Here is a 26,797-nt window from a genome sequence, read left to right as displayed (position 1 = left end):
GTGCCGCGACCTGCGGCCGTTGCCGATCCATGCGCCGCACCTGCGCGCCCAGGCTGCCGACGACGATCTCGCGTCATGGCGCGGCGCGGCCGACGGCGCCGCGCTGCGCATCCTGCATTCGGATGCCGACCTGCATCGCGCGCTGTCCGGCGACGATCCGGTCGAACGCGTGCTGTTCGAAATGCTCGAGCAGTTGCGTTGCGAATCGCTCGCGCCGCCCGCCATGCGCGGTGTCGTGCAGAACCTGCGTCATCGTTTCGAAACCTGGTCGCGCGCGTTTCACCGGTCGGGGCAGGCCGATACGCATGTCGGGATTCTCGTGTACACGGTCGCGCAGATCGCATGGTCGCGGCTGACGGGCTGGCCGGTGCTCGAGGAGACGGAGGACCTGATCGAAGCGTCGCGCGCGGCGATCGTGCCCGAGATCGGTGTGCCGCTCGCGGGGCTCAAGCGGTGCCGGCACGATCAGCGCGCATTCGCGAAACATGCACTCGCGCTTGCGAAGCGCATTGCGTCGATGATCCGCGACGCGCGTGCGGCCGTCGTGGAAACCGAGACGGAAGCGGCGCGCGAGCAGGACGATGCACTGACGAATTTCTCGCTGTGGGTCGATTTCGACGAGACGGGCATCGACCTGCCGGCACTCGTGGAAACGGGCGACAGCGTCGTGCTGCAAGGCGGCGACGCCGTCTACCGTGCGTACACGACGCGTTACGATCGCGAGCTCCGGCCGGCCGCGCAGATCCGCGCGGCACTGTTGCGCGAGTATCGCGACCGGCTCGACGGCCAGGTTGCCGCACAGCGGATCAACGTCACGCGGCTCGCACGTGTGCTGCGCGCGGCGCTCGTCGTGCCGCAGGCCGATGGCTGGTCGTTCGGCGAGGAGCACGGCCGCCTCGATGGCCGCCGGCTCGCGCAACTGGTCAGCTCGCCGGCCGAACGGCGGCTGTTCCGGCTCGAACGCGTGCGGCCGCACGCCGACTGCGCGCTCGCGTTCCTGATCGACTGTTCCGGGTCGATGAAGACGTGGATCGACGGTGTCGCGCTGATGGTCGACACGCTGGCCCGCGCGGGCGATGCCGCCGGTCTCGCAACCGAAGTGCTCGGCTTCACGACGCTCGCCTGGAACGGCGGCCGCGCGCGGCAGGACTGGCTCGCGCGCGGCAAGCCGCGCCATCCGGGCCGGCTCAACGAAACCGGCCACCTGGTGTTCAAGGACGCGGATACCCGTTGGCGACATGCACGCACGGGCATTGCCGCACTGTTCAAGGCCGACCTGTTCCGCGAGGGCGTCGACGGTGAAGCGGTCGAATGGGCGTGCGCGCGGCTCGCGGCACGGCCTGAGGCGCGCAAGATCCTCGTCGTGATCTCGGACGGCAGCCCGATGGACGGCGCGACGGCGCTCGCGAACGATCCGTTCTACCTCGACAACCACCTGAAGCAGGTGGTCGCGCGCCAGGAGGCGGCCGGCCGCGTCGAAGTCCTCGGGCTCGGCGTCGGCCTCGATCTCGGCCCGTATTACCGGCACCGGCTGGCGATCGATCTTGCGTCGGCGCCCGATATGAAGCGGCTCGTCGAAATCGCCGGATGGATCGGCGCGCGGCGGTGAAGCGGGCGATCGCATTCGACGCGGGCGCAGCGGACGCGTACGCGTCGCGTCCGAATCGATTGCCGGGAGCAGGGCGGTTCGACGCGGCGCACGCCGTGCGACGTCAAGCGCGATGCAGCAGCGGCGGCAGCGACGTCGCGATCAGCCCGATGCCGATCGCCATCAGCACGCCGAACGCAAGCCGGCGCAACGCGACCGGCGACAGCGGCGGCGGGTAGTGGCGCGCGGCCACCGTCGTCAGCATCACGACCGGCGTCGCGATCGCGGACAGCAGCCAGATGTCGCGATCGAGCTGGCCTTCACATGCGCTGTACAGCACGCGCGTGGCCGAAGTCGTCGTGAACAGCACGATCAGCGCGCAGCGAATCTGCACGAGCGTCAGCGGCTGCCGGTAGAACTGGAAGATCAGCGGCGGCCCCGACACGCCGAACATCCCGCTCAGCAACCCGCCGAACAGGCCGCTGACGAAGAAACTGCGGTTGTCCGAGCGCTCCGTGAGCGGCGCCGGCCGCAGCGCCGCGCTCAGGCCGCCGTACAGCACGACCGCGCCGAGGATCAGTTGCAGCAGGTCGGCCGCCGAGCGGCTCAGGCATTCGAGCAGCAGCACGCCCGCGACGACCGACGGCAGGATGCCGAGCGTCGCCGCGCCGACCGCGCGCCAGTCGATGTGATGCAACCGGCCGGGCAACGCGGTCGCGCCGTTCGCGAGCGACACGACGCTCATCAGCGTGGCGACGGTGGCGAGCGGCGCGAGCCCGAAGCCGCTCGTCGCGCCCATCACGATCATCCCGAGCCCGAAGCCGGTGACGGTCTGGAAATAGCTGCCGGCGCCGATCACCGCGATCAGGATCGCCAGTTTGTCGGCTGTCATGCGTGTGCGGCCTCGCCGGTTGCGGCGCGCTGCGCGGCTGCCTGCGCCTGCACGGTGGTCGCTGCGATCACGTGATACACGTCGTCGGCGCTGCAACCGCGCGACAGGTCGTTCGCGGGGCGGCGCAAGCCTTGCAGCAGCGGGCCGACGGCCTTCGCGCGGCCGATTCGCTCGGCGAGCTTGTAGCCGATGTTGCCGGCTTCGAGGCTCGGGAACACGAGCACGTTTGCGTGGCCGCCCACCTGCGAATGCGCGATCTTGCGCTCGGCGATTTCCGCGACGATCGCCGCGTCGAGCTGCACGTCACCGTCGATCGCGAGCGTGGGGCGCCGTTCGCGCACGTGCGCGGTCGCGGCCGTCACCTTGTCGACGGCTGCATGATGCGCGCTGCCGCTCGTCGAGAACGACAGCATCGCGACGCGCGGCGCCTCGCCGAGCAGCGCGTGTGCGCTGTCGGCGGCAGCCATCGCGATCTCGGCGAGCTGGTTGGCATCCGGATCGACGACCAGCGCGCAGTCGGAGAAGATCAGCCCGCCCTTGATCGTGTGAAACGGCTCGCACAGCATCATCAGGAAGAAGCTCGACACGATCCGGAACGCCGGATCGACGCCGATCAACTGGATGGCTGCACGCACGACGTCGGCCGTCGCATGCACGGCGCCCGCGACCGAGCCGTCCGCATCGCCGAGCCGCACCATCAGGTTCGCATGGCAGAGCGGGTCGAGTACCGCATCGCGCGCGGCATCGGCCGTCATGCCCTTGTTCTTGCGCAACGCATGCAGCGTGTCGGCATAGGCATCGCGTTGCGCGGCGGTGGCCGGGTCGACGAGCGTCATGCCGTCGAGGTCGATCGCGTCGCGCGCAGCCGCGGCGTGAATGGCCGCATGGTTGCCGACGAGCACGATGCGGGCGATGCCATCGCGCGTCGCGCGCGCGGCAGCCTGCAGCACGCGCGGATCGTCGGCTTCGCACAGCGCGATGCGCATCGGCTGGCGGCGCGCGGCGTCGAGAATGCGGTCGAGGGCTTTCATCGTTCGCTCGGGTAAAAAAGAAAAAACGGCCGGATGCGGCGGCCCGCACGGGGCACGGCGTCCGGCCGGAGGGCCGGCCGCGCGAGAGGGGCGCGCGACCGGCAACGGGTTGCGTCAGCGACGCGGCATCACACGTAGTCCTTGTACTTGTCGAGTGTGCGCACAGGCTTCGACAGCGCATCGCGGCGGAACGGATCGCCGAGTTCGCGCGTGCACATGATCTCGATGATCGTCGTCTTGCCTTCGTTCATCTGCATGTCGATCGCACGCTTGAGCGCCGGGCCCACCTCTTCGAGACGGTCGACCGTGATCCCTTCGGCACCCATTGCACGCGCGATTTCCGCGAAGCTCTGGTTGTCGAGTTCGCCGGCGACGAAGCGGCGGTTGTAGAAGTCGACCTGGTTCTTCTTCTCCGCGCCCCATTGACGGTTGTGGAACACGACGGCCGTGACCGGGATGTTGTGGCGCACGCAGGTCATCGTTTCCATCAGGCTCATGCCCCACGCACCATCGCCCGCATACGACACGGCCGGGCGGTGCGGTGCCGCGACCTTCGCGCCGATGATCGTCGGGAACGCATAGCCGCAGTTGCCCCAGCTCATCGCCGCGAAGAAGCTGCGCGGCTTGTTGAAGCGCAGGTAGCTGTTCGCGACCGAGTTGATGTTGCCGATGTCGGTCGACACCATCACGTCCTCGGGCATCGCCTTCTCGAGTTCGCGCAGCACCTGGCGCGGGTGCAGGTACTGGCCGCCGCTGAACGGCTTCTCGTGCTTCTGCTCCTCGATCATGTCGAGGCTGTACGCGTCGCGCTCGTGCGTCCAGTCGTCGAGTTCCTTTTCCCACGCGGCCTTCTCGGTCGCGATCTGGTCCGCGCGATCGCCGCGCGAGCCGTCGCACGCGAGCGTGCGGCCTTCGAGGCGTTGCGTGAGCGCGACCGCCGCGGCCTTCGCGTCGCCGCAGATGCCGACCGAGATCTTCTTCACGAGGCCGAGCATCTTGTGATCCGCGTCGATCTGGATGATCTTCGCGTCCTTCGGCCAGTAGTCCATCCCGTGCTGCGGCAGCGTGCCGAACGGCCCGAGGCGCGAGCCGAGCGCGATCACGACGTCTGCGCGCGACAGCAGCTTCATCGCCGCCTTCGAGCCCTGGTAGCCGAGCGGGCCGCACCACAGCGGATGGTTCGCCGGGAACGAGTCGTTGTGCAGGTAGCTGTTGACGACCGGCGCGCCGAGCCGTTCGGCGAGCGCCTTGCATTCCTCGATCGCGTCGGCCATCACGACGCCGCCGCCCGAGATGATCACCGGGAACTTCGCCTGCGCGATCAGCGCGGCCGCATCGTCCAGGCTCTGTTCGCCGCCGGCGCCGCGATCGAGCCGGCGCGGTTGCGGAATCTCGACCTTGACCTTGCCGTAGAAGTAGTCACGCGGGATGTTCAGCTGCGTCGGGCCCATCTCGGCCTGCGCGCGGTCGAAGCAGCGCGCGGTGAATTCGGCCATCCGCGCCGGGTGCGTGACGTGGCCCTGGTATTTCGTGAATTCCTGGAACATCGGCAGCTGGTTCGCTTCCTGGAAACCGCCGAGGCCGATGCCCATCGTGCCGGCTTCAGGCGTGACGATCACGACCGGGCTGTGCGCCCAGTACGCGGCCGCGATTGCCGTCACGCAGTTGCTGATGCCGGGGCCGTTCTGGCCGATCACGACGCCGTGGCGGCCCGACACGCGCGCATAGCCGTCGGCCATGTGGCCCGCGCCCTGTTCGTGCACGACCGGGATCAGGCGGATGCCGGCCGGCGCGAAGATGTCCATCGCATCCATGAACGCGGAGCCCATGATGCCGAACATGTCGGTCACGCCGTTGGCCGCGAGGGTCTCGACGAAGGCTTCGGACGGCGTCATGTCCTGCGGACCGTTCGCCGATGCACGCAGGGAAGTGGATTGTTCGCTCATGGGTTGTCTCCGATTGTTCAATTAACGGAACGTCTTGTTCCAGATGCTATTTGCTGGGGAAGGCCGGTCAAGTCATTCCGCCCGCCGCCGGGGAATGTGGAATGAAATGAAATGATTCGTTTCAAAATGCGCGTGAGGTACGGTGACCCGGGTGGCGCGCTCAGGCCGGCTGCTTCGGCCGTTCCTTGCGGAACGCGCGCTTGACGGCGATCAGCCCGTCGCGGAATTCGAACAGGTCGCAGCCTTCGGCTTCGATGCGCCAGCCTTCAGCGTGCGTGCCCGTGAACACCCATTCGGAGACGCCGCGCTCGCCGGCGACGTAATGGCGGCCGCGACCCCAGTGCGCGTCGGGGAAGGTCTTGAACACGGCTTCGAACGCGGCGCGCACCGCGTCGCGGCCGACGAAGCGGGTGCCGTGGATGTCGGGGCCGCCGGCCGCGTCGAATACGCAGTCTTCGGTCATGAAACCCATCAGCGCGTTGGCGTCGTGCCGGTTGAATGCGTCGGAAAATGCCGCGAGCGTGGCGGCCGTGACGGGGCCGGTGAGCGTGTCTGCCATAACGTGTCTCCTGTCGAATGGTGGGCGGTGCGCAAGGCGCTGGCGCGCATGCGGCACGCGGTATCGACACGTTAGTGAGCGCTCGTTTTTGGCGGTAGCGCCAGTCGGGAGGTTTCGCTTGGGCCAGGGGGAGACGCCGGGCCGGCGCGCCCGTCTACCGGCGCCCCGTGGGTTCCCGGCGGCGGGTTCGTTGACGCGCAGCGACAGGAATCATCGACGCGGAGCGATGAGCAAAAAGATCTGCTGCGGGGAATATCGCGAAACCGTTGCGGTGGCGCGATGAGTCGCGGTGGCCGCCGATCGCGCGGCAGCGATGCCGGCCGGCGAGGGGATGCATCGGAAGGCCCGATGCATCCCCGCCGGTCATGCGGGCATCAAGACGCCGCCATCCCGACGCCGAACACGTGCATCTTCCCGGCGCTCACCTGGCGCGGCAGCACGATGCTCGTCACCACCTTGCCGGGCGGCACCGGAATCTTCTGCGCAAAGATGTAGGTCTTGACGTTGTCCTGCTGGCCGCCGCCCGAGTTGCGGTAAGCCATCGTGACGGCGACCGCCGCGCTGGCGTGCGCGCTGCCCCCGTTCAGCGTCCAGTCGTCGAAGGCCAGCGTGACCGCCTGACTCGAGCCATCCGTGAAATTCAGCTGCGCGGTGCCGCTGCTCGGGCCATTGTTGGACGAGCCGAGCACCACGACGCCGGTGCCGGCCGATCCCGGCGGCAGCATCACGGTCTGGCCGACGGTCACGGTGTTGTCGAGCGAGAGCGGCCCGCCTGCCACCGCCACGCTGGCGCCGGCCACCGCGAACGGCTTGCCGGGCTGCACGCCCGCCGCTGCCAGCGCATTCAGCGAGTAGCTGAACAGGCTGCCGTCGAAGTCCGCGCCCTGGCCGTCGGTATTGGTCGCACCGTCCGCGCTGAAGCCGCGATTGTTGTAGCTGTCGACCGCGTTGACCGCCACCGGCACGCCGAACGACGGCGGCTGCTTCCGGCTGCCCCATTGCGACGGCGCGCTGCCCATCGCGAAGTGCAGCGTCGCGCCGTTCGCGATGTCGTCGTACGCGACCCACGGCACATCGTGAGCGCGGCCGTTGATCGACAGCGACTGCACGTAGCTGGACGCGGGCGCACCCTCGGTGCGAATCCGCCACGTGCGGCCGTTGCCGAGCCGTACGTCGATCTGCGGGAACTGCGGGCTGCCGATCGCCAGGCCCGCCACGCCGGGGATCTGCGGATACAGGCCCAGCGCGCCCCAGACATACCAGCCCGACACGGCGCCGAGGTCGTCGTTGCCGGGCAAGCCGTCGGGGCCGGTGCCGAACGCGCTGGCGAGGATCTGCTGCACCACGCGCTGCGTGCCCGACGGCTGCCCGGCCCAGTTGTAGAGCCAGGGCACCTCGAAGGTCGGTTCGTTGCCCATGTAGAAGTTGGGCAGGCTCAGGCCGGCATTGAGCACCGTGAAGAACTGGTCGAGCCGCGACGTCACCGCCGCATTGCCACCGAGCTGCGCGAACAGGCCGGCGCCGTTGTACGGCACCATCCACGTGTACTGCTCGGCATTGCCTTCCACGTAGTTGTCGCCGCTGCTCGGCGTCTCGGGAATCCACGCGCCGTTCGACTGGCGCGCCGCGATCAGTGGCGGCGTCAGCGCGGTGTTGAGCAGGTTCTGCCAGTAGGCCGAGCGGCTCAGCAGCATGCGCTGCGTGGCGGCATCGCCGAGTGCCCCGGCGAAGCGCGAGATCGCGAAATCGCTGCTCGTGTATTCGAGCGTGGACGAAGCCTGTCCCCACTCGCCGTTGGTGATGTAGCCGGTCTGCAGGTAGCTCGCGCGACCGCCGTTGGTGGTCACGTTGTTGCAGGCCGTGCCGGGGATGTTCGCCATCTTCACCATGTGCTGCAGCGCGGATTGCGTATCGAAGCGCCGCGCGCCGAACGCGTAGGCGTTCGAGACGATCAGCGAACCGGCGTCGCCCGGCATCACGCCGTCCTCGACGTTGTCGTTGACCCAGTGCGGAATCGCGCCGCACTGATCCGCGTCGTTGATCAGCGACTGGATCATGTCGCTGGTTTCGGACGGGTTGAGGATCGACTTCAGCTGGATCAGCGAGCGATAGATGTCCCAGCCCGAGAACGACGAATACTGGGCCTGCTGGCCCTTGGCGACCTGATGCACGGTGTTGTCGAAGCCGATGTACTGGCCGTTCACGTCGCTGAAGATGCTCGGTGCCCACAGCGCGTGATAGAGCGCCGTGTAGAACTTCTTCTTCGCGTCGAGCGTGCCGCCTGCCACGCGGATGCTGTTCAGGCGGTCATTCCAGATGCGATCGGCCTGCGTTCGCACGCCCGCGAAGTCCCAGCCGCGATTTTCCGCGTCGAGGTTGGCTTTCGCGTTCGCGACGCTGACGTAGGAGATGCCGATCTTCATCCTGACCGTCTGGCCGGAGCGGAACCCAAGCTGGGCCACGCCGTGCGAAATCGAGGCCGACGTGAAGGCCTGGTCGAAGGCGGCGTAGAAGTAGACGGGCACCGGTACCGAGTTGCCGCAGAACCCGCCGCCGATCGTGCTGCCCGAGATGGCGCTGTCGGAAACCTGCGTGATGGCGCCGGTGGTCGAGGTCTTGGTGTTGGTGCGGGTCGCGTCGAGCACCAGCAGGGCCGGTTTGCCGGCCGGATACGCGAACTGGCCGAAGCCGGTGCGCAGGGTGGCGGTCAGCTCCACCTTGATCTGCGAATCGAGCAGCACGGAATAGTAGCCCGGCCTGGCCGTTTCATTCGCATGACTGAAGGTCGGTGCGAGCTGTGTCGGGTCGGTGGTCGGCATGACCGGAAATTCGCCGTTGTTGCCGCTGCAGCCAGCGCCCGGCATGTGGGTCAGGCTGAAACCCTGGATCGAGTGGATGTCGTAGTAGTAGCCGGCGGGCGAGTTCGGCTCCTGGCTGCTGTTCGGCGCGGGCGTGGTGTTGGTGTCGGGCGCCCACTGCACCATGCCCGACGGCAGGCCGGCGGCCGGTTCGACGCTGCCGGCTTGTCCCGCCGGTACCGGGTTCGGCGAATTGCTCGCGAGCGTGCCGATCAGCGGATCGACATACTGCGTCAACGACAGGCTGCGGTTGTCATCGAGATGGGTCGTATCGGCCACGGCTTCAGACGGGCGTGCCGCCATTACCGACGCCGCGGTTCCGTCGCTGCCGTCGCCGCCTCCGCACCCGTTCAACATGCACGCCGCGGCCAGGATTGCCGCGAGCGTCGTGAATCGAATCATGATCGCCCCTCCGGTTGTCCACGCACTTTTTTCTTTGGCAATCCAGTCGATCGAACCGTTGCTTCGTCGTCGCGGGTTGCCGTCTTTCAGCGTCGTAACACTAGGATTTGGACGAATCCGTTGTCAACCGGAATTGGAGAGTTGTAATGTTTTTATTGGATTTACTAAACGAATCGAAACGAGACGAATCCCGGTGATGTCGTGTCGAAATCGCACGGTAGCGGCGTGCAAAAGCGAGCGTCGCACGTGGTGTCCGATGAGGCGGCGGAAAATGACTTGCCGGTCGAATCGATGCGTGTTGCGTTCACGCCTGCCAATCACCGATACGCGAAAGAGTCGGTCCGCAAGCGCGCGGCTGTGAGTCACCCCGCAGGGTGAGCTCGGCCGATCGTCGAAACGGGTTGGCTGACCGCCGCACACGCAACGTTCGTGCTTCCGGGTGACTGCACAGCGCCGGCGCACGACGCTTTTTCGCCTGAGGTTAGGCCTCCGGACGTTGCGTGCGCACACATTGCGCGAGCGCCCGCACACCCGGCTCGATCCGCTCGAGCGGGATCGCGGAAAACCCCATCCGGAAGCAGCGTCGCGCATCGCCTTCATCGTTCATGAAGAACACGCTGCCCGGCTCGATCAGGATGCCGGCTTCCTGCGCATCGGCCGCGAGGCGTGTTGCATCGAGCCACGGCGGGCCTTCGACCCAGCACGACGCGCCGCCCGTCACCTGCACGTAGCGCGCTTCCGGCAAATGCGCGTCGAGCGCCGCCATCAACGCCTGCGAGCGCTCGCTGTACGCATGCGCAAGCCGGCGCAGCAATGCGTCGTGATGGCCGAGCGCGAGAAAGGTCGCGAACGCGCGCTGGATATACGCGACCGGGTGGCGCACCATCAGCCGCCGCAGCGCACGCAGCTCGCGGATCAGCTCGCGCGGCCCGACCACGTAGCCGAGCCGCAGCCCCGGCGCGAACGTCTTCGACAGGCTGCCGACGTAGATCACGCGGTCGGCCGTGTCGAGGCTCTTCAACGCCGGATGCGGTGTGCCGGAAAACGTGTTCTCGCTCTCGTAGTCGTCCTCGATGATCACGAAATCGTGCTGCTGCGCGCAATCGAGCAGCGCGCGGCGCCGCTCGACCGGCATCGTCGCGGTGGTCGGGCACTGGTGGCTCGGGGTCACGTACACGTAATCGCAGCGCGAGAGCGTATCGCCGAGCGTGGCGGGTGCGATCCCGTGGCCGTCGACGGGTAGCGGCAGCAGCCGCGCGTTGCGGTTCTCGAAGATGTTGCGCGCGTCCGGATAGCCGGGGTTCTCGAAGCCGACCGTCGTGTGCTTGCCGCACAGCAGGTCCGCGATCAGGTACAGCGCCTGCTGGCAGCCGTTCGTGACGACGATCTCGTCGGGCATCGCGAACACGCCGCGCCGCGGCAGCACGCGCGTGCGGATCTGCTGGATCAGCGATTCGTCGTCGCGCTCGATCAGGTCGGGCGCCCAGTTGCGGATCTCCATCACCGACAGCGCCTTCAGGCAGCATTCGCGCCAGTCGTTGGTCGGAAACAGCGACTGGTCGAATTGCCCGTAGATGAACGGAAATTCGTAGTGCTGCCAGTTCGCGGGTTTCACGATGTTGCGCTGCCTCGACGGCGGATGCGCGATGCGCGTGTCCCATGCGGGGCGGCCGGGCGTTTCGTCGCCGCCGCCGGGCTGTGCAGCAGGCTTGGCGGCCGCGAAGCCGGGCAGGCCCTCGAGCATCTTCGGGTTCACGAAGTGCCCGCTGCGTTCGCGCGAGATCAGGTAGCCCTCTTCGACGAGCATCTGGTACGCAAGCACGACGGTGTTGCGCGCGACGCCGAGCTGGTCGGCGAGCTCGCGGCTCGACGGCAGCGCGGCATCGGGTGCGAGCTGGCCGTCGAGGATCGCGGCCACGAGCATCCGCCGGATCTGGTCCTGCAGGCTCGACGCCGACGACCGCCGGAACTGCTGGGCCCATAAGGCGGTCGGGGTACGACTCGGCATGCTTCCTCCTGTGATCGGTGCGGGAAACGCGAGGCGGTGCGCGTGGTGTGCGCGCGGCCCGCGAGGGGCGCGGTGTCGCGAGAATACGCGCGTCGCGCCGCGGATGTGGACTCAATGAAATGTGTCGTCTGGCACTACTGCGCGCCGACGTGGCAAGACGATACTCAAACCGTCGCCCCTGGACGATCCGGATAAGTCCCCGGTTCGCGGGCGCAGGGAGGCGTGCGCGCATCGCGTTCGCCTGCAGCGTGATGCAAAGGAGAGGGGCGCCATGCACGTCGTCGTATTCAGGGATCGCTGCGAGCGCGTGATCCGCATCGTGTTCGACGACGCACGTGCGACGGCGGTCGCGTATCGCGACGACGAGGCGATCGGCGAACTCGGTATCGACGACGATGGCGGTGGTGGCGGCGCCGCGCGATCGCCGGCGCTCACGCGGCTGTTCGTCGAACCCGCGTATCGGCGCAGCGGCATCGCGCACACGCTGCTGGCGTGCGCGTCGCGCGAATTCGGCCGGCCGATCCGCATCGATGCCCGCGCGCGTGAATGGCCCGATACGCCGGCATGGGCGACGCTGTGCCGCTGCCTCGAATACGAAGGGCTGGTGGTGGTGCGTTAACCGAAAGCGTGGCCACGATCACGCTACACGAAGACGGAGACGACATGAGCACGGTCCTGAAGCCGATTCCCGCATCCGACGTGCGGCACGAAGCATTGCGCATCGACGGGCAGCGCGTGTGGCGCGACGCAGTCATCGACGTGCGCAACCCGTACGACGGCTCGCTGGTCGGCACCGTGCCGCAGGCGACGCTGGATGACGTACGGCGCGCGTTCGCGGTCGCACGCGCTTACCGGCCTGCGCTCACGCGGCACGATCGTGCGGCGATCCTGCGTCGAGCGGCCGAGATCGTGCGCGCGCGCACGGCCGAGATTGCCGGGCTGATCACGGCCGAGTCCGGCCTGTGCGTCAAGGATTCGACTTACGAAGCCGGCCGCGTGGCGGATGTACTGACGTTCGGCGCCGGTGAAGTGCTGAAGGACGACGGGCAGATCTTCTCGTGCGACCTGACCCCGCACGGCAAGAAGCGCCGCGTGTATACGCAGCGTGATCCGCTGCTCGGCGTGATTTCCGCGATTACGCCGTTCAACCACCCGATGAACCAGGTCGCGCACAAGATCGTGCCGTCGGTGGCCACCAACAACCGGATGGTCGTGAAGCCGTCGGAGAAGGTGCCGCTGTCGTGCTACCTGTTCGCGGACATCCTGTACGAAGCCGGCCTGCCGCCGCAGATGCTGCAGGTGCTCACCGGCGACCCGCGGGAGATCGCCGACGAGCTGATCACGAACCCGGCGATCGATCTGATCACGTTCACGGGCGGTGTGTCGATCGGCAAGTCGATCGCGTCGCGGATGGGCTACCGTCGCGCGGTGCTCGAACTCGGCGGCAACGATCCGATCATCGTGATGGACGATGCCGATCTCGACGAAGCGAGCACGCTGGCGGTGTCGGGTTCGTATAAAAACTCGGGGCAGCGCTGCACGGCGATCAAGCGGATGCTCGTGCACGAGTCGGTAGCCGATCGCTTCACGGAGCTGGTGGTCGAGAAGACGCGTGCGTGGTCGTACGGCAATCCGGCCGATCCGTCGGTCGACATGGGTACGGTGATCGACGAGGCGGCCGCAAAGTTCTGCGAGCAGCAGGTGAACGACGCGATCGCACGCGGCGCGCGGCTCCTGGTCGGCAACGTCCGCAACGGCGCGCTGTATTCACCGACGGTGATCGATCGCGTGACGCCCGACATGCCGCTGGTGAAATACGAAACCTTCGGCCCCGTGTCGCCGATCATGCGCTTCAGCGACATCGACGAAGCAATCCGGATGTCGAACAGCACCGACTATGCGCTGTCGTCGTCGGTCTGCACGAACCGCTTCGACAGCATCACGCGCTTCATCACCGAGCTGGAAGTCGGCAGCGTGAACGTGCGCGAAGTGCCGGGCTACCGGCTCGAACTGACACCGTTCGGCGGCGTGAAGGATTCGGGGCTGGGGTACAAGGAAGGCGTACAGGAAGCGATGAAGAGCTTCACGAACGTGAAGACGTACTCGCTGCCGTGGTGAGCGTGGCGGGGAAGGGCGTACCACGCCCTCCCGCCGCCAACGGCATTACTGATAGAAGTTGAGCGTGACCATCGCCGAACGGCCCGGCGCCCACGTCGCGTAGATCGGATACGCGCTCGAGTAATACTTCTTGTCGAACAGGTTCTGCACGTTGAGCTGCACGTCCATCGTCTTGTTCACGCGCCAGGTTGCGGCTGCGTCGAAGCGTGCGTAGCCGGGCGTCCATTTCTTCGTCGTCGCGGATACCGACGCGTAGGTCTGGCTCATCACCGTCGCACCGGCGCCGAGCGTGAGCTTCGGCATCACGTCGTAGCTCGTCCACAGCGTGAAGTTGTGCTTCGGCACCATCACCATCGGCAGGCCCGATGCGCCCGGGCTGCCGGGGCCTGCATCGGTCGTGATCGCGTTCAGGTACGAGTAGCCGCCGAACACGTGCCACTTCGGCGTCACATTGCCCGCGAAGCCGAATTCGACGCCGCGCACGCGTTGCTTGCCCGCGTTGACCGTGTGACCGAGGCCGTCGCTCACGCGCGCATTGGTCTTCTCCGTCTGGAACAGCGCCGACGTGAGCGACAGCTGGTCCTGCAGCACGTCCCACTTCGCGCCGATCTCGATGTTGCGCGAGCGTTCCGGCGCGAGATCCTGGTTCGTCGCGGTGATCTGGTCGGTGCCGCCGCCGAGGCCGCTGTTCGCACCTGGCGGGTTCGACGACGTGCCGTACGACGCATACAGGCTCACGTTGCTCACCGGCTTGAACACGAGGCCAAACTGGTAGCTGAACAGGTTCGACGTGTTCGACAGGTCGGCCACGCCGGCCTGCTTGCCGGTCGTGTCGTAGCGGTCGAAGCGCAGCCCGGTGTTGAACTGCCAGCGCTCGGACAGCTTCACGGTATCGAAGATGTACGCGGAAACCGTGTCGGTGCGCGTGTTCGTCGTCGGGCCGGGGAAGCCCTTGTCGCCGTTCAGCACGATGTTGCCGGTCCACGGCATGTTCGGGTTCCAGCCGCCCGCGAGCGGCGTGCAGTTGCCGGCCACCGAGCACGGGCCGCCCGAGCGGATGTTGTTGCCGGCCGAATCCGACACGAGGTAGCCCTCGTAGCGCGCCTGTTCATGGCTGAACTCGACGCCGGCCGTCATCGTGTGCTTCATGCCGAACAGGCTCGCGCTGCCGGTCACTTCGGTCTGGTTCGAGAAGCCGTTGAGCGCGTACTTGCCGCTCTTCGCCTGCAGGCTCAGCATGTTCGGGTTCGACGCGAGGATCTGCGGGTTCGTCGCGACGTAGTCGAGCGTCGAGCGGCCGAACATCGTCGTGTTCTTCAGCTTCCAGTCGTCGTTGAGCTTGTGCTCGACGCGCACCTGGGCGGTGTCGGTCTGCCCGTAGCGGTAGTCGCGCGTGTTCAGCCCGAAGAACTGGCCGCGATCGGTCGGCACCGGCGTGCCGCCCGACGCGCGGAACGGCACGCTGAAGTCCGGCATGTCGTACGAGTTCATGTGGTAGTAGCTGACCGTGACCGTGGTCGGCGTATTCAGCCCGAACACGATCGACGGCGCGACGCCCCAGCGCTTGTTGTACACGTCGTTGCGGCCGGCCTGGTTCGCGTCGTGACCCATCACGTTCAGGCGCACGGCCGTCGTGTCGTTGATCTTGTGGTTCGCGTCGACCGTCGCGCGCTTGTAGCCGTCGGTGCCGAAGCCGATGCTGCTGTTGATGAAGTCGTCGTTCTTCGGCGTCTTCGTGACGATGTCGATGCTGCCGCCCACCGAGCCGCGGCCCGCATAGACCGAATCGGGGCCCTTGATCACGCTGATCTGCTCGACCGCGAACGTTTCGCGGTTCTGCAGCCCCGAGTCACGCATCCCGTCGACGAAGATCGAGTTGCGCGATTCGAAGCCGCGGATCACCGGGCGGTCGGCCGACGGGTTCGCGGCCGCATCGCCGCCGAGGAACGTGATGCCCGGCACCGAGCGCAGCGCGTCGGCGAACGACGTGACGTTCTTTTCCTTGATCAGTTGCTCCGGGATCACCGTGATCGAGCGCGGCGTGTCGAGCAGCGGCGCGGTGAACTTGTACGACGGCGAACGCTTCACCTGCATGTCCGACGGCGCGGTCGACTTGACGTTGATCGTCGGCAGCGTCGCCTGCACGTCGGCGGACGGGGCGGGCTGGTCGGCGGCGGGGGCGGAAGCAGGGGCGGCTTGGGCAGAGGCGAGCAGCGGCGTCAGGAAAACGGAGCAGGTCAGCGCCGACACGAGGGCGCGAGGCCTCGTCTTGAACTGGGCGGGCATATCGAGAGGCAGCAGAAGGTTCGGTGAGCAGGTGCGTCTTCTCGATACCGGCCGGGCCGCGCCGAACATCGGAAAACGTCAATGTAAATGCGTATGATTCGCGTTTGCGGTCGCAATTGTACGGATTGGTACCAATTCTGTAAACGATCGAATGGGTTTTGTACTAATTCGGTCAGGTTTTCGTGGGGGCGGGATCGCCTTTGCGTCGCGTGCAATACGGCTTTCCATCGCCCGCCCGTGCGTGCGGCGGCAGTGACTCGATACACTGCCGTACCGGTTGGACGGGCCCCGGCAAGCAGGCCCCGAGCAAGGAGACAACACACGATGGACACCCCACGCGCAGCAGTCGTCACGTACCGAGGCGAGGCGATCGAGAACACGCACGTCGCCCATGTGGCGGTGGTCGATGCACGCGGCCGGCTGCTGGCCCGGTTCGGCGATCCGTTCCGGATGACGCTGGCGCGCTCGGCGGCCAAGCCGGCGCAGGCGCTGTCGGTGATCGAGACGGGCGCGCCCGAACGCTTCGGCTTCGACGATGCGGACATCGCGCTGATGTGCGCGTCGCACAGCAGCGAGGACCGGCATATCGAGCGCACGCGCGCGATGCTCGCGAAGGTCGCTGCACACGAATCGGACTTGCGTTGCGGCGGCCATCCGCCGTTGTCCGACGCGGTGTACCGCTCGTGGATCAAGCGCGACTACACGCCGACCGGCGTGTGCAGCAACTGTTCGGGCAAGCATGTCGGGATGCTGGCCGGCGCGCAGGCGATCGGCGCCGCGATTGCCGATTACCATCTGCCCGATCATCCGATGCAGATGCGCGTGAAGCACGTGGTGGCCGATGCGTGCGGGCTGCGTGACGACGAAGTGGGCTGGGCGATCGACGGGTGCAACCTGCCGACGCCGGCGTTTTCGCTCGACCGGCTCGCGCGGCTCTACGCGTCGCTGGCCGACGGCGCGGATACGGTGGAGGCGGGCGGTGACGCGATCACCGATCGCGTGCGTGCGCTGGCGCGGATTCATCGTGCGATGACCGCCTATCCGGAGCTGGTTGCCGGCGACGGGCGCTATTGCACGGTGCTGATGAACGCGTTCGGCGGGCAGGTGGTCGGCAAGCTCGGCGCCGATGCGTGCTACGGGATCGGCGTGCGGGCGTCCGAGCGCACGCGGGCGCTGGGCGCTGACGGCGCGCTCGGCATCTCGGTGAAGATCGAGGACGGCAATCTCGACGTGCTCTACATGGTGGTCAGCGAACTCCTCGAGCGGCTGCAGATCGGCACGGCCGCGCAGCGTGCGCCACTGGCCGGCTTCCATCGGCCGCGGATGGTCAACACACAGGGCGTCGAGATCGGGCACGCCGCGTTCCCGTTCGAATTGCAGCCGGGCTGAACGGTGCGGATGCGCTGACGCCGCCGGCCCGCGACCCGGGCCGTGCATGGCGGCGTGCGCGCGCGTCTGCCTGTCGGCCGGCGCGAGCGTGAAGGCGAGCGCGTGCGCTACGCGCTAAGCGCCGCGAATCTTCGTCAGTTCCAGCTCCGACAGCTCGCCGACATGCGCGAGGTGTTCCGCGAGAAAGTCCTTCAGCACGCGCAGCTTCGCCGAGCTGCGCCGGTTCGCGAGATACGCAATGTAGATGTATTCGCCCGTCAGCCGGTTCTGCAGCCGGTAGCGCGGCAGCACGGCTTCGAGCCGGCCGCTCGCGAGCAGGTCGCGCACCAGCCAGATCTCGAACTCCGCGATGCCGAGCCCCGCGCAGGTCGCTTCGAGCAGCAGCTCCGAATGGTCGGTGACGAGGTTGCCGGCCGGCAACAGGCTGTGATGCGCATCGCCGTTCACGAGATCCCAGCGCGGATCGCCTTCCGGGTGCACGTAGCGCAGGCAGTTGTGTTGCTTGAGCTCGTCCGGCGTGGACGGGCGCCCGCAGCGGTCGAGATAGCCGGGTGTCGCGCACAGGATGCTGTCGTTACGCGACAGGCGGTGGACGACGAGGTTGTCCAGGTAGTTCTCGCCTTCGTGGATGTCGAGATCGAAGCCGCCGGCCACGAGGTCGTTGTGGTTGTCGGTGAGCCGTACGTCGAGCTGGATCGTCGGGTAGCGCGCGAGAAACGGTGCGACCAGCGGCGCCAGATGGCGGCGGCCGAATGCCACCGGCGCGGTGAGCTTCAGCGGGCCGCTCGGCTGCGCATTCAGCTCGGCGACGACGCGCAAGGTGTCGTCGAGATCGGCGATCAGCGTGACGGCGCGTTCCAGGTAGATATGGCCGGCTTCGGTGAGCGTCACGCTGTGCGTCGAGCGGTGCAGCAGCGCGACGCCGAGCGCCTCCTCGATCGCCGTGACCTTGCGCGCGACGGTGGACGTCGACACATGCATCTCCTTCGCGACCGCCGAAAAACTCCCCGTTTCGACCACTCTGACGAACGCGCGCATCGCGCCCATGTGATCGATGCCGGTTTCTCTCGCGCCTTTTTTCATTCGATTCTCGCTGTTGCGTCCCACGCAAAACCGCTTTCGATAATACAGAAGCGAGCTTGTTTTTGCAAAGGCATAGAATGCGAACCCGTCGCGTCGGGAAGCGGCGAACGACGAGCGGCACGAGACACCCAGGAGGGCACGATGACAGAAAACGGCTTCCGCGTCGAAGCGGATCTTTTAGGTAAACGAAGTATTCCGGATGAGGCGTACTACGGCGTTCATACGCTGCGCGCGAAGGAGAATTTCGACATTTCGGGCCGCACGATTGCGTCGCTGCCGTACCTCGTGATGGCGCTCGCCGCCGTGAAGGAGGCCGCGGCCGACGCCAACTGTGAGCTCGGGCTGCTGCCGCAGCCGTACCGTGATGCGATCGCCGCCGCGTGCGTCGAGATCCGCGAAGGGCGGCTGCACGACCAGTTCATCGTCGACATCATCCAGGGCGGCGCCGGCACGTCGACCAACATGAACGCGAACGAGGTGATCTGCAACCGCGCGCTCGAAATCATGGGGCATGCGCGCGGGCAGTACGAATACCTGCATCCGAACGAGCACGTGAACCTCGCGCAGAGCACCAACGACGTCTATCCGACCGCGATCCGCGTCGCGACCTGCTTCGCGGTCGAGCACCTGCTCGAAGCGATGGCGCGCCTGCGCGATGCGTTCGCGGAGCGGGCCGACGCGTTCGCCGGCTTGCTGAAGCTCGGTCGCACGCAGTTGCAGGACGCGGTGCCGATGACGCTCGGCCAGGAGTTCTCGACCTACGCGGTGATGCTGACGGAAGACATCGCGCGCCTGCAGGAAGCCGGCTGGCTGATTCGCGAGATCAACCTCGGCGCGACCGCGATCGGCACGGGGATCACCGCGCATCCGCAGTACGCGGAGAAGGCGCTGGCGGCGCTGCGGCGCATTACCGGGCTGGACCTGAGCACCGCGCCGAACCTGATCGAAGCAACGCAGGATTGCGGCGCGTTCGTCCAGGTGTCGGGTGTGCTCAAGCGGATCGCCGTGAAGCTGTCGAAGATCTGCAACGACCTGCGGCTGCTGTCGAGCGGCCCGCGCGCGGGGTTCGGCGAAATCAACCTGCCGCCCGTGCAGGCCGGTTCGTCGATCATGCCCGGCAAGGTGAATCCGGTGATCCCGGAAGTCGTGAACCAGGTCGCGTTCGAGGTGTTCGGCAACGACCTGACCGTGACCTTCGCCGCCGAAGCCGGGCAACTGCAGCTCAATGCGTTCGAGCCGGTGATCGCCAGCGCGCTGTTCCGCAGCTTCAGCCATCTGACGGCCGCGTGCACGACGCTCGCGCAGCGTTGCGTGAGCGGGATCACCGCGAACCCGGAGCGGCTGCGCGAAACGATGGAGCGCTCGGTCGCGCTCGCGACCGCGCTGAACCCGTACATCGGTTACAAGCGCGCGACCGCCGTGGCGGCCGAAGCGCACGCGACCGGCAAGTCGATCCGCGAGGTCGTGCTGGAGCGCGAGTGGATGACCGATGCGCAGGTCGAAGAAGCGCTGCAGCCCGAAGCACTGATCCGGCCGCGCGTGCTTTGACGCCGGCTGCGCGGCGCCGGCACATGCCGCCGGCGGCCCGCGCCCGATAGAGCCAGAAGCGCGCCCCGCGCGGGGCGCGACACATCAAGAAACATTGGAGACTCACGATGACACACAACAGCGAGCGCCCGGCCGATCCGGCCGGCGGCGCGGATTTCCGTCATGCCGACCCCGATGCGATGTTCGCGTCGCACGAAGCCGGCTACGCGAAGCAGTTGAAGCCGCGGCACGTGCAGATGATCGCGATGGGCGGTGCGATCGGCACCGGCCTGTTTCTCGGGGCGGGCGGCCGCCTGCAGCACGCGGGGCCCGCGCTCGCGCTCGTGTATCTCGTCTGCGGCGCGTTCGCGTTCCTGATCATGCGCGCGCTCGGCGAGCTCGTGATGCACCGACCGACCAGCGGCAGCTTCGTGTCGTACGCACGGGAGTTCATGGGCGAGCGCGCGTCGTTCGTCGCGGGCTGGATGTACTACCTGAACTGGGCGACGACCGGCATCGTCGATATCACCGCGGTCGCGATCTACATGAAGTACTGGGCCGTGTTTACGGACGTGCCGCAGTGGGTGTTCGCGCTCGGCGCGCTCGGGATCGTGTCGGTGATGAACATGATCGGCGTGAAGGTGTTCGGCGAGATGGAGTTCTGGTTCTCGATCGTCAAGGTGGGCACGCTCGCGGTGTTCCTCGCGGTCGGCGCCGTGTTTCTCGCGAGCGGCCATCCGGTCGCTGGCCAGATGCCGGGGCTGCATCTCGTCGCGGATCACGGCGGGATCTTTCCGCACGGCATCCTGCCGGCCGTGCTGATTGTGCAGGGCGTCGTGTTCGCTTACGCGAGCATCGAGCTCGTCGGCGTCGCGGCGGGCGAGACCGCCGATGCGCGCAAGGTGTTGCCGAAGGCCATCAACAGCGTGATGTGGCGCATTGCGCTGTTCTACGTCGGCTCGGTCGTGCTGTTGACGATGCTGCTGCCGTGGACGGCGTACAGCGCGCACGAAAGCCCGTTCGTGACGTTCTTCAGCAAGCTCGGCGTGCCGTACGTCGGCACCGTGATGAACGTCGTGGTGCTGACCGCCGCGCTGTCGAGCCTGAACTCCGGCCTCTATTCGACCGGGCGCGTGCTGCGCTCGCTCGCGATGGGCGGTTCGGCGCCGCGCTTCGTGTCGCGGATGAATGCGCGCGGCGTGCCGTACGGCGGGATCCTGATCACGGTCGCGATCAATGCGATCGGCGTGCCGCTGAACTACATCGTGCCGGCCCAGGCGTTCGAGATCGTGCTGAACATGGCGTCGCTCGGGATCATCACGACCTGGGGCTTCATCGTCATGTGTCAGATCCTGTTCCGCCGCGCGGTCGATCGCGGCGAGCTGAAGGCCGTGTCGTTCCGGATGCCCGGCGCGCCGTTCACGTCGTGGCTCACGCTGGCCTTCCTCGTCGGCGTGCTGGTGCTGATGGCATTCGACTATCCGGGCGGCACGTGGACCATCGCGACGATTCCGGTCGTCGTGCTCGCGCTGGTGGTCGGTTGGAAGCTGGCGAAGCGCGGTGCCGCGCGGGAGCAGGCGGCGGATGCGCGTGCGTCCGCGGCCACGCGCGCCGTCGCCGATCCGGCGCGGGGCGCCTGAAGAAGGGGCGCGCCGGGTCGTTCGCGGCCGGCGCCCCGGCGTCCCGTTACAGTCAGTTCAACCCGGTGCGCTCGCCGACCCAGCGGCCGAAATCGGCGGCCATTTCCGCGGTCAGTTCATGGCCGGCCGCGTACAGCCGCGTATCGTGCGCGACGCCGAGCGCCGTGAGTTTCGCGTCGGCGGTGTCGGCCCATGCGACGGGCAGCTTGTCGTCATAGCGGCCGTGCACGATCAGCGCATGGAGCGGGCGGAGTGCATCGCGCGGCGCGATCAGCGGATCGATTTCGGGCAGGATGCGCCCGCACAACACCGCGAATGCGGTGACGTCCTGCGGCGACGTGAGGCCGACGCTCGCGCTCATGATGCCGCCCTGGCTGAAGCCGGCAATCACCGTCGGCAACGCGGCGCCCGCGTCACCGCCGGCGTGGAAGGCGCGCAGCAGCGTGATCAGCTTGGTGCGGCTCGCGTCCGCGCGGGCCGCGTCGATTTCGGGGCCGGTCGGGCCGAAGCGCACCGGAAACCACGCATGCTGGTTGGGCCCGAACGTGAGCGGGCCGCGCAGGAATGCGATCTCGATGCGCGGATCGATGACGTCGGCCAGGTTCAGCAGGTTGGTTTCGTTGCCGCCGACGCCATGCAGCAGCAACAGGCGGGCGGCGGGGCGGCCGGTGGCCGGGCGCAGCCGGTACTGGAGGCCCGACTCGGGATCGGTGGTCAGCGGCAGGACGTCGGTCATTGCGTGGGTCCGGGAGGGGAGCGATGCGACAGTCTAGAGCGTGCGCGCGGCGAGGTGAATCGCCGGATGGCGATTGATTGTTTCCTGTCTGGAATGAATTGCCGTGTGCTCGGTTGTTCAGACAAATCGAATGCATGACGAAACGGGTGGCCGGCGCCGCCCGTTTCGCGTCACCGCAACCGAATCACCGTCGACTTCAGCTCCGTATATTTCTCCAGCGCGTGCAGCGAGTTGTCGCGCCCGTTGCCCGATTCCTTGAAGCCGCCGAACGGAAAGTTCATGTCGTCGGTTTCCTCGTAGCCGTTCACCCACACCGTGCCGGCCCGCAGCCGGCGCGCGGTTTCGTGCGCGGTCGTCAGGTTGGCCGTCCACACCGATGCCGCGAGCCCGTAGCGCGTGTCGTTCGCGTGCGCGATGGCCGTATCGAGATCGTCGAACGCCGTGACCGCCAGCACCGGCCCGAAAATCTCCTCGCGCACGATCCGCGCATCGGCACGCGGACAGTCGAACACGGTCGGTTCGACGTACTGGCCGCCGCTCCCGGTGCGCGCGCGCTTGCCGCCCGCGAGCAACGTCGCTTCGTCGCGGCCCGCATCGACGTAGCCGAGCACACGCTCGACCTGCGCGGCATCGATCAGGCTGCCCATGCGCGTAGCGGGCGACAGCGGATCGCCGGGCGCATACTCGGGCGCGATCGCGAGCACGCGCGCGACGAGTTCGTCACGGATCGCACGATGGACGAGCAAACGGGAGCCTGCCGTACACATTTGCCCGGTGTTGTAGAACACCGCATGCGCGACGGTGCGCGCCGCGCGTTCGAGGTCCGGGCAGTCGGGCAGCACGATCTGCGGCGACTTGCCGCCGAGCTCGAGCCACACGCGCTTCAGGTTCGAATCGGCCGCACAGCGCGCGACCTTGTGGCCGACCGCGGTCGAGCCGGTAAACGCGATGCAGTCGACGTCCGGGTGCCGCGCGAGCGCTTCGCCCGCATCGCCGAAGCCCGGCAGCACGTTCAGCACGCCGGCGGGCAGCCCGGCCTGAGCGGCCAGCGCGGCGAGCCGCAGCGCACTGAGCGGCGATTTCTCCGACGGTTTCAGCACGACGCTGTTGCCGGCCGCGAGCGCCGGCGCGCACTTCCACATCGCGATCATCGCGGGAAAATTCCACGGCACGACCGCCGCGACCACGCCGATCGGCTCGCGCGTGACGAGCCCGACGAGATGCGCGTCGGCCGGCGCGACTTCGCCTCCCGTCTTGTCGATCGCTTCGGCGAACCACTCGGCGCAGTACGCGGTGGACGGGATGTCGATCGTGGTCGTGTCGCCGATCGGCTTGCCGGTGTCGAGCGTTTCGAGCAGCGCGAGATCGTCCGCGTGCTCGCGGATCAGCGCGGCCCAGCGCAGCAGCACGCGTTTGCGTTCGCGCGGCGACGCGTCGCGCCACGCACCGTTGTCGAACGCGCGCCGTGCGGCCGCGACCGCGAGGTCGGCGTCGGCCTGTCGGCAATGTGCGACCTGCGCGAGCGTGCGGCCGTCGATCGGGCTCGTGCACGCGAAGGTGGCGCCGTCGTGCGCGTCGCGGAACGTGCCGTCCACGAATGCGCGGGAATCGATGTCGAGCAGGCCGGCGCGCGTGCGCCAGGCGTCGTTCGTCTGCATGGGAACACTCCGTCGTGGGTCGGCGAGATCAGCGTGAAGCAGGCGTGGGGCGGCGGATCGCGATCGCGCGGCCCGCCTGCGGTTCGAGCGGCGCGCGCGCGTGTTCGGCGTGAATCGCGTCGAGATGCCGGCGCATCGCGGCAGGGAACGGCGCGGAGCGCTTCGCGCGCATGTCGACGTGGGTCAGCAGTTGCTCGCCGGTCGCGAGTTGCGCGCCCGTCGTCGCGTGATGCATCGAATGGAACACGTGCAGCCGCCGGTCGTCCAGGTCGAGCAGCCGCACCGTGAGCCTGAGCGGTTCGCCGAGCATCGCTTCGCGCAGGTGGCGGATATGCGTTTCCGCCGAGTAGATCGAGCAGCCAGCCTCGCGATAGTCGTCGTCGATGCCGAAGTAGCGGAAGAACGCATCGCTGCTGTCGCCGAACACGAGCAGATAGCATGATTCGCTCATGTGGCCGTTGTAGTCGACCCACTCGGGCTGCACGGTGCAGCGATGCAGTTCGAGCGGTGTCGCGATCGGCGCGGCCGGGTCGTACGGGCGCGACTTCTGTCCTTCGTAGGCCGAGCGCAGGCGCGGCTCGGCGGCGGGGCTGAGGGTGGTCGTCATCCAGTGCACTCCGAGGTTCGGAACGGGCCCGCACGTCGTCCGCGGGGGCTGCCGGTCGATGTTATGACGGGTTGAACGTTTTTTCAATAAAGATATCGCCGATGCGTGTAAACACCGGTGCCGATTCGCCTTTATTCGGATTGAACATTCATTCAACGAAATCTATACTCGCCAGCGCCGCGATGCCGAAACGAAGCAGGGCGGCACATCTGCACAATACGCACAACGAAAAATCGATCCGCCTCGTGCGGAAACCGGAGACACCGAAAAATGAAGAAGCGCTTCCTGCTGGCCGGCATGATGTCGGTGATGGTCCACGGTCATGCACACGCCCAGAGCAGCGTATCGCTGTACGGGATCATCGACGGCGGCATCACCTACGTGAACAATACGGGCGGCGGGCATGCGTACCTGTTCGACGACGGCGTGTCGTATGGCAACCGCGTCGGCTTGATGGGCACCGAGGATCTCGGCGGCGGCAACAAGGCCGTGTTCAAGCTCGAGAACGGTTTCCGGCTCGGCACCGGCAAGCTGAACCAGGGCGGCGCGATGTTCGGGCGGCAGGCGTACGTGGGGCTCGGCAACGACTGGGGCACGCTGACGTTCGGCAACCAGTACGACTTCGCATTCGATTTCACCGCGAACTACAACGTCAGCGCGTTCGGCAGCGGCTACGGCGTGCACCTCGGCGACTTCGACCGCCAGAGCGGCGACCGGCTGCAGAACGCGGTGAAGTTCGTCAGCAACGCCTTTCACGGGCTCGTGGTCGGCGGCATGTATTCGTTCAGCAACGATGCGGGCAGCTTCCACGACGGCAGTGCGTGGAGCCTGGGCGCGAGCTACACGCACGGCGATTTCTCGGCGGGCGGCAACTATACGCGGCTCAATGCGCCGCGCGGGCTCGCGGCGCTCGATCCGTATGCGCAGATGGGCGTGAGGACGATGCTCGGGCAGACGGTCGCGAGCGTCGATCCGGCGACGGGCGCCGTCACCGACCTGCACGACTCGACGCCGTTCTCGATCGATTCGCAGTCGATCTTCGGGATCGGCGCGTCGTACGTGCTCGGCAAGCTGACGCTCAACGCGGACTTCAGCAACACGACGTTCAAGGGCTACGGGCAATCGTCGACGATGCGCGTGTACGAGGCGGGTGGCGTGTACCAGGCGACCGCACCGCTGTCGCTCGTCGCGGGTTACCAGTACACGACGTTCGAAGGGCATCACTGGCATGAAGTCGCGCTCGGCACGCACTACGCGTTGTCCAAACGCACCGACGTGTATGCGGCCGTCGACTGGATGCGCGCGTCGAGCGGCGTCGATGCGGTGATCGGCTACAGCTTCACGCCGTCGACGAGCCGCACGCAGGCCGCCGCACGCATCGGCATGCGGCACAACTTCTGATTCTTTTTTCCCGCACGGGCCGGGCAGGGCCGGCCCCGTCGACCCGGTCCGGGCCTGCGTCGAACTGTGACGTCGTCGCCGCGCTGCGCGATGCGCCCGGCGACGATTGCGTGAGCACGGGCGGCGCGATCGGCGCGCGTCATGGAACGAACTGCGTCGAAGCACCGCCCGCACGGCCGCACACGGTTGCCACCGGCCCGCTCGCGCGACGCATGAGCGGGCCGGCGGGTGTCACGCGTCGAGCCTCACCAGCGCATCGACGGCCACCGCGCCGCGCGCCATCACCAGCAGCGGATTGACGTCGAGTTCGACGAGCGTGCCGGCGTGCGCCTGCGCGAAGCGCGCAATCGCCATCACGTTCGCCACCACCGCATCGAGATCGGCCTTCGGCCGCCCGCGATAGCCGGTCAGCAGCGGGCCGAGCTTCAGCCCGAGCAGCGCGTCGCGCACGTCGCTTTCGCGCACCGGCAACAGGAGCGTCGCGGTGTCGCGGATCAGTTCGACCAGCACGCCGCCGGTGCCGAGCACGAGCGCGAGACCGAAATTCGGCTCGCGCTTCACGCCGACGATCAGTTCGAGCAGCGGCGCGTCGGCCATCTTCTCGACGAGGATGCGCTCGACGCGTACGTCCGGCGCGTAGTTCGCGACCTGTTCGATCATCCGCTCGACCGCGGCGGCGACGGCTTCGGGCGACGCGAGCTTCAGCGCGACCGCGCCGGCCTCGGTCTTGTGCGGCAGGCGATCGCTGACCACTTTCACGCAGACCGGAAACCCGAGCCGCTGCGCGGCGGCCGGCGCCTCGGATCGGAGCCGCCGGTGCGAGGCACGAGGCCGAGACGGAAATTAGGCTCGCGCGTCACGCCGACGATCAGTTGGAGCAGCGGGGCGTCGGCCATCTTCTCGACGATGAGGCGCTCGACGCGTACGTCCGGCGCGTAGTGCGCGACCTGTTCGATCATCCGCTCGACCGCGGCGGCGACGGCTTCGGGCGACGCGAGCTTCAGCGCGACCGCGCCGGCCTCGGTCTTGTGCGGCAGGCGATCGCTGACCACTTTCACGCAGACCGGA

The 26,797-nt window shown here is 67.4% G+C and carries 20 protein-coding genes; 7 read left to right on the top strand and 13 right to left on the bottom strand.

Features of this window, described 5'->3' with window-relative positions; all coding sequences use genetic code 11:
* On the top strand, positions 1-1,609 hold a 1,609-nt coding region (locus G3O00_RS22510), incomplete at its 5' end, for a cobalt chelatase (protein ID WP_206144370.1).
* Positions 1,610-1,712: 103 nt separating this feature from the next.
* Here the strand turns inward: G3O00_RS22510 and G3O00_RS22505 are convergent.
* The 6 genes from G3O00_RS22505 to G3O00_RS22480 all read right to left on the bottom strand — a co-directional run bounded on the left by G3O00_RS22505 (position 1,713) and on the right by G3O00_RS22480 (position 11,284).
* On the bottom strand, positions 1,713-2,480 hold the full coding sequence (locus G3O00_RS22505) for a sulfite exporter TauE/SafE family protein (protein WP_206144369.1): 768 nt from the start codon (positions 2,478-2,480) through the stop codon (positions 1,713-1,715).
* Positions 2,477-3,511 (bottom strand): phosphate acetyltransferase, encoded by a 1,035-nt coding sequence (pta, locus tag G3O00_RS22500; protein ID WP_206144368.1) that lies wholly within the window; start codon positions 3,509-3,511, stop codon positions 2,477-2,479. The genes G3O00_RS22505 and pta overlap by 4 nt, the downstream gene beginning before the upstream one ends.
* Positions 3,512-3,639: 128 nt before the next feature.
* Complete coding sequence (gene xsc, locus G3O00_RS22495) at positions 3,640-5,457, bottom strand: sulfoacetaldehyde acetyltransferase (protein WP_174930440.1); 1,818 nt, start codon at positions 5,455-5,457, stop codon at positions 3,640-3,642.
* Positions 5,458-5,617: 160 nt separating this feature from the next.
* Positions 5,618-6,016 carry a nuclear transport factor 2 family protein gene (locus G3O00_RS22490; protein ID WP_174930439.1) on the bottom strand — a complete coding sequence of 133 codons (399 nt, stop codon included), beginning with the start codon at positions 6,014-6,016 and terminating at the stop codon, positions 5,618-5,620.
* Between the two features lie 374 nt (positions 6,017-6,390).
* On the bottom strand, positions 6,391-9,276 hold the full coding sequence (locus G3O00_RS22485; protein ID WP_241025291.1) for a GH92 family glycosyl hydrolase: 2,886 nt from the start codon (positions 9,274-9,276) through the stop codon (positions 6,391-6,393).
* Positions 9,277-9,757: 481 nt separating this feature from the next.
* Positions 9,758-11,284 carry a PLP-dependent aminotransferase family protein gene (locus tag G3O00_RS22480; protein ID WP_206144367.1) on the bottom strand — a complete coding sequence of 509 codons (1,527 nt, stop codon included), beginning with the start codon at positions 11,282-11,284 and terminating at the stop codon, positions 9,758-9,760.
* A 271-nt stretch (positions 11,285-11,555) separates the two neighbouring features.
* On the opposite strand from G3O00_RS22480, the gene G3O00_RS22475 reads away from it, so the two are divergent.
* Both G3O00_RS22475 and phnY read left to right on the top strand, forming a co-directional pair.
* Positions 11,556-11,903, top strand: coding sequence for a GNAT family N-acetyltransferase (locus G3O00_RS22475; protein WP_174930437.1), 348 nt, complete (start codon positions 11,556-11,558; stop codon positions 11,901-11,903).
* 44 nt (positions 11,904-11,947) lie between these two features.
* Positions 11,948-13,402, top strand: coding sequence for a phosphonoacetaldehyde dehydrogenase (phnY, locus tag G3O00_RS22470; RefSeq protein WP_206144366.1), 1,455 nt, complete (start codon positions 11,948-11,950; stop codon positions 13,400-13,402).
* Between the two features lie 45 nt (positions 13,403-13,447).
* Here phnY and G3O00_RS22465 read toward each other — a convergent pair whose 3' ends face one another.
* On the bottom strand, positions 13,448-15,688 hold the full coding sequence (locus G3O00_RS22465) for a TonB-dependent receptor (RefSeq protein WP_206144365.1): 2,241 nt from the start codon (positions 15,686-15,688) through the stop codon (positions 13,448-13,450).
* A 324-nt stretch (positions 15,689-16,012) separates the two neighbouring features.
* On the opposite strand from G3O00_RS22465, the gene G3O00_RS22460 reads away from it, so the two are divergent.
* Positions 16,013-17,077 carry an asparaginase gene (locus G3O00_RS22460; protein ID WP_206144364.1) on the top strand — a complete coding sequence of 355 codons (1,065 nt, stop codon included), beginning with the start codon at positions 16,013-16,015 and terminating at the stop codon, positions 17,075-17,077.
* Between the two features lie 114 nt (positions 17,078-17,191).
* Here G3O00_RS22460 and G3O00_RS22455 read toward each other — a convergent pair whose 3' ends face one another.
* Complete coding sequence (locus tag G3O00_RS22455) at positions 17,192-18,160, bottom strand: LysR family transcriptional regulator (RefSeq protein ID WP_174930433.1); 969 nt, start codon at positions 18,158-18,160, stop codon at positions 17,192-17,194.
* Positions 18,161-18,301: 141 nt separating this feature from the next.
* Between G3O00_RS22455 and G3O00_RS22450 the strand changes: the two genes are divergently transcribed.
* A complete protein-coding gene (locus tag G3O00_RS22450) occupies positions 18,302-19,708 on the top strand; it encodes an aspartate ammonia-lyase (protein ID WP_206144363.1) in 1,407 nt (468 codons plus the stop codon).
* Positions 19,709-19,815: 107 nt separating this feature from the next.
* Positions 19,816-21,327, top strand: a complete 1,512-nt coding sequence (locus G3O00_RS22445; RefSeq protein WP_206144362.1) for an amino acid permease — start codon at positions 19,816-19,818, stop codon at positions 21,325-21,327.
* 52 nt (positions 21,328-21,379) lie between these two features.
* On the opposite strand, the gene G3O00_RS22440 is transcribed toward G3O00_RS22445, so the two are convergent.
* The 3 genes from G3O00_RS22440 to G3O00_RS22430 all read right to left on the bottom strand — a co-directional run bounded on the left by G3O00_RS22440 (position 21,380) and on the right by G3O00_RS22430 (position 24,328).
* On the bottom strand, positions 21,380-22,063 hold the full coding sequence (locus G3O00_RS22440; protein ID WP_206144361.1) for a phospholipase: 684 nt from the start codon (positions 22,061-22,063) through the stop codon (positions 21,380-21,382).
* 170 nt (positions 22,064-22,233) lie between these two features.
* Positions 22,234-23,721 (bottom strand): aldehyde dehydrogenase, encoded by a 1,488-nt coding sequence (locus G3O00_RS22435; RefSeq protein WP_206144360.1) that lies wholly within the window; start codon positions 23,719-23,721, stop codon positions 22,234-22,236.
* Positions 23,722-23,749: 28 nt separating this feature from the next.
* On the bottom strand, positions 23,750-24,328 hold the full coding sequence (locus G3O00_RS22430) for a thioesterase family protein (protein ID WP_206144359.1): 579 nt from the start codon (positions 24,326-24,328) through the stop codon (positions 23,750-23,752).
* A gap of 270 nt (positions 24,329-24,598) precedes the next feature.
* Here G3O00_RS22430 and G3O00_RS22425 point away from each other — a divergent pair, with 270 nt between their 5' ends.
* The gene (locus tag G3O00_RS22425; protein ID WP_206144358.1) at positions 24,599-25,729 is read left to right on the top strand and encodes a porin; all 1,131 of its coding nucleotides are present in this window, start codon (positions 24,599-24,601) and stop codon (positions 25,727-25,729) included.
* A gap of 231 nt (positions 25,730-25,960) precedes the next feature.
* Here the strand turns inward: G3O00_RS22425 and G3O00_RS22420 are convergent, their stop codons facing one another.
* The gene (locus G3O00_RS22420; RefSeq protein WP_346778992.1) at positions 25,961-26,488 is read right to left on the bottom strand and encodes an acetate--CoA ligase family protein; all 528 of its coding nucleotides are present in this window, start codon (positions 26,486-26,488) and stop codon (positions 25,961-25,963) included.
* The coding region (locus G3O00_RS22415; RefSeq protein WP_241025290.1) for an acetate--CoA ligase family protein at positions 26,485-26,797 on the bottom strand (313 nt) is incomplete at its 5' end. The genes G3O00_RS22420 and G3O00_RS22415, both read right to left, overlap by 4 nt.

This window comes from Burkholderia sp. Ac-20384, from assembly GCF_017104605.1.
Classification (GTDB): domain Bacteria; phylum Pseudomonadota; class Gammaproteobacteria; order Burkholderiales; family Burkholderiaceae; genus Burkholderia; species Burkholderia lata.
Note: the sequence above shows the minus strand (reverse complement) of the source record. Positions and strands in the feature narration are given on the sequence as shown.

What these genes read in the sequence shown, in the direction of transcription:
- pta (WP_206144368.1), bottom strand. Translation starts at nt 3,511, where the DNA reads ATGAAAGCCCTCGACCGCATTCTCGACGCCGCGCGCCGCCAGCCGATG.
- G3O00_RS22460 (WP_206144364.1), top strand. Translation starts at nt 16,013, where the DNA reads ATGGACACCCCACGCGCAGCAGTCGTCACGTACCGAGGCGAGGCGATC.
- G3O00_RS22425 (WP_206144358.1), top strand. Translation starts at nt 24,599, where the DNA reads ATGAAGAAGCGCTTCCTGCTGGCCGGCATGATGTCGGTGATGGTCCAC.
- G3O00_RS22435 (WP_206144360.1), bottom strand. Translation starts at nt 23,721, where the DNA reads ATGCAGACGAACGACGCCTGGCGCACGCGCGCCGGCCTGCTCGACATC.
- G3O00_RS22450 (WP_206144363.1), top strand. Translation starts at nt 18,302, where the DNA reads ATGACAGAAAACGGCTTCCGCGTCGAAGCGGATCTTTTAGGTAAACGA.
- G3O00_RS22445 (WP_206144362.1), top strand. Translation starts at nt 19,816, where the DNA reads ATGACACACAACAGCGAGCGCCCGGCCGATCCGGCCGGCGGCGCGGAT.
- xsc (WP_174930440.1), bottom strand. Translation starts at nt 5,457, where the DNA reads ATGAGCGAACAATCCACTTCCCTGCGTGCATCGGCGAACGGTCCGCAG.
- G3O00_RS22480 (WP_206144367.1), bottom strand. Translation starts at nt 11,284, where the DNA reads ATGCCGAGTCGTACCCCGACCGCCTTATGGGCCCAGCAGTTCCGGCGG.
- phnY (WP_206144366.1), top strand. Translation starts at nt 11,948, where the DNA reads ATGAGCACGGTCCTGAAGCCGATTCCCGCATCCGACGTGCGGCACGAA.
- G3O00_RS22475 (WP_174930437.1), top strand. Translation starts at nt 11,556, where the DNA reads ATGCACGTCGTCGTATTCAGGGATCGCTGCGAGCGCGTGATCCGCATC.
- G3O00_RS22465 (WP_206144365.1), bottom strand. Translation starts at nt 15,688, where the DNA reads ATGCCCGCCCAGTTCAAGACGAGGCCTCGCGCCCTCGTGTCGGCGCTG.
- G3O00_RS22430 (WP_206144359.1), bottom strand. Translation starts at nt 24,328, where the DNA reads ATGACGACCACCCTCAGCCCCGCCGCCGAGCCGCGCCTGCGCTCGGCC.
- G3O00_RS22485 (WP_241025291.1), bottom strand. Translation starts at nt 9,276, where the DNA reads ATGATTCGATTCACGACGCTCGCGGCAATCCTGGCCGCGGCGTGCATG.
- G3O00_RS22455 (WP_174930433.1), bottom strand. Translation starts at nt 18,160, where the DNA reads ATGAAAAAAGGCGCGAGAGAAACCGGCATCGATCACATGGGCGCGATG.
- G3O00_RS22440 (WP_206144361.1), bottom strand. Translation starts at nt 22,063, where the DNA reads ATGACCGACGTCCTGCCGCTGACCACCGATCCCGAGTCGGGCCTCCAG.
- G3O00_RS22505 (WP_206144369.1), bottom strand. Translation starts at nt 2,480, where the DNA reads ATGACAGCCGACAAACTGGCGATCCTGATCGCGGTGATCGGCGCCGGC.
- G3O00_RS22490 (WP_174930439.1), bottom strand. Translation starts at nt 6,016, where the DNA reads ATGGCAGACACGCTCACCGGCCCCGTCACGGCCGCCACGCTCGCGGCA.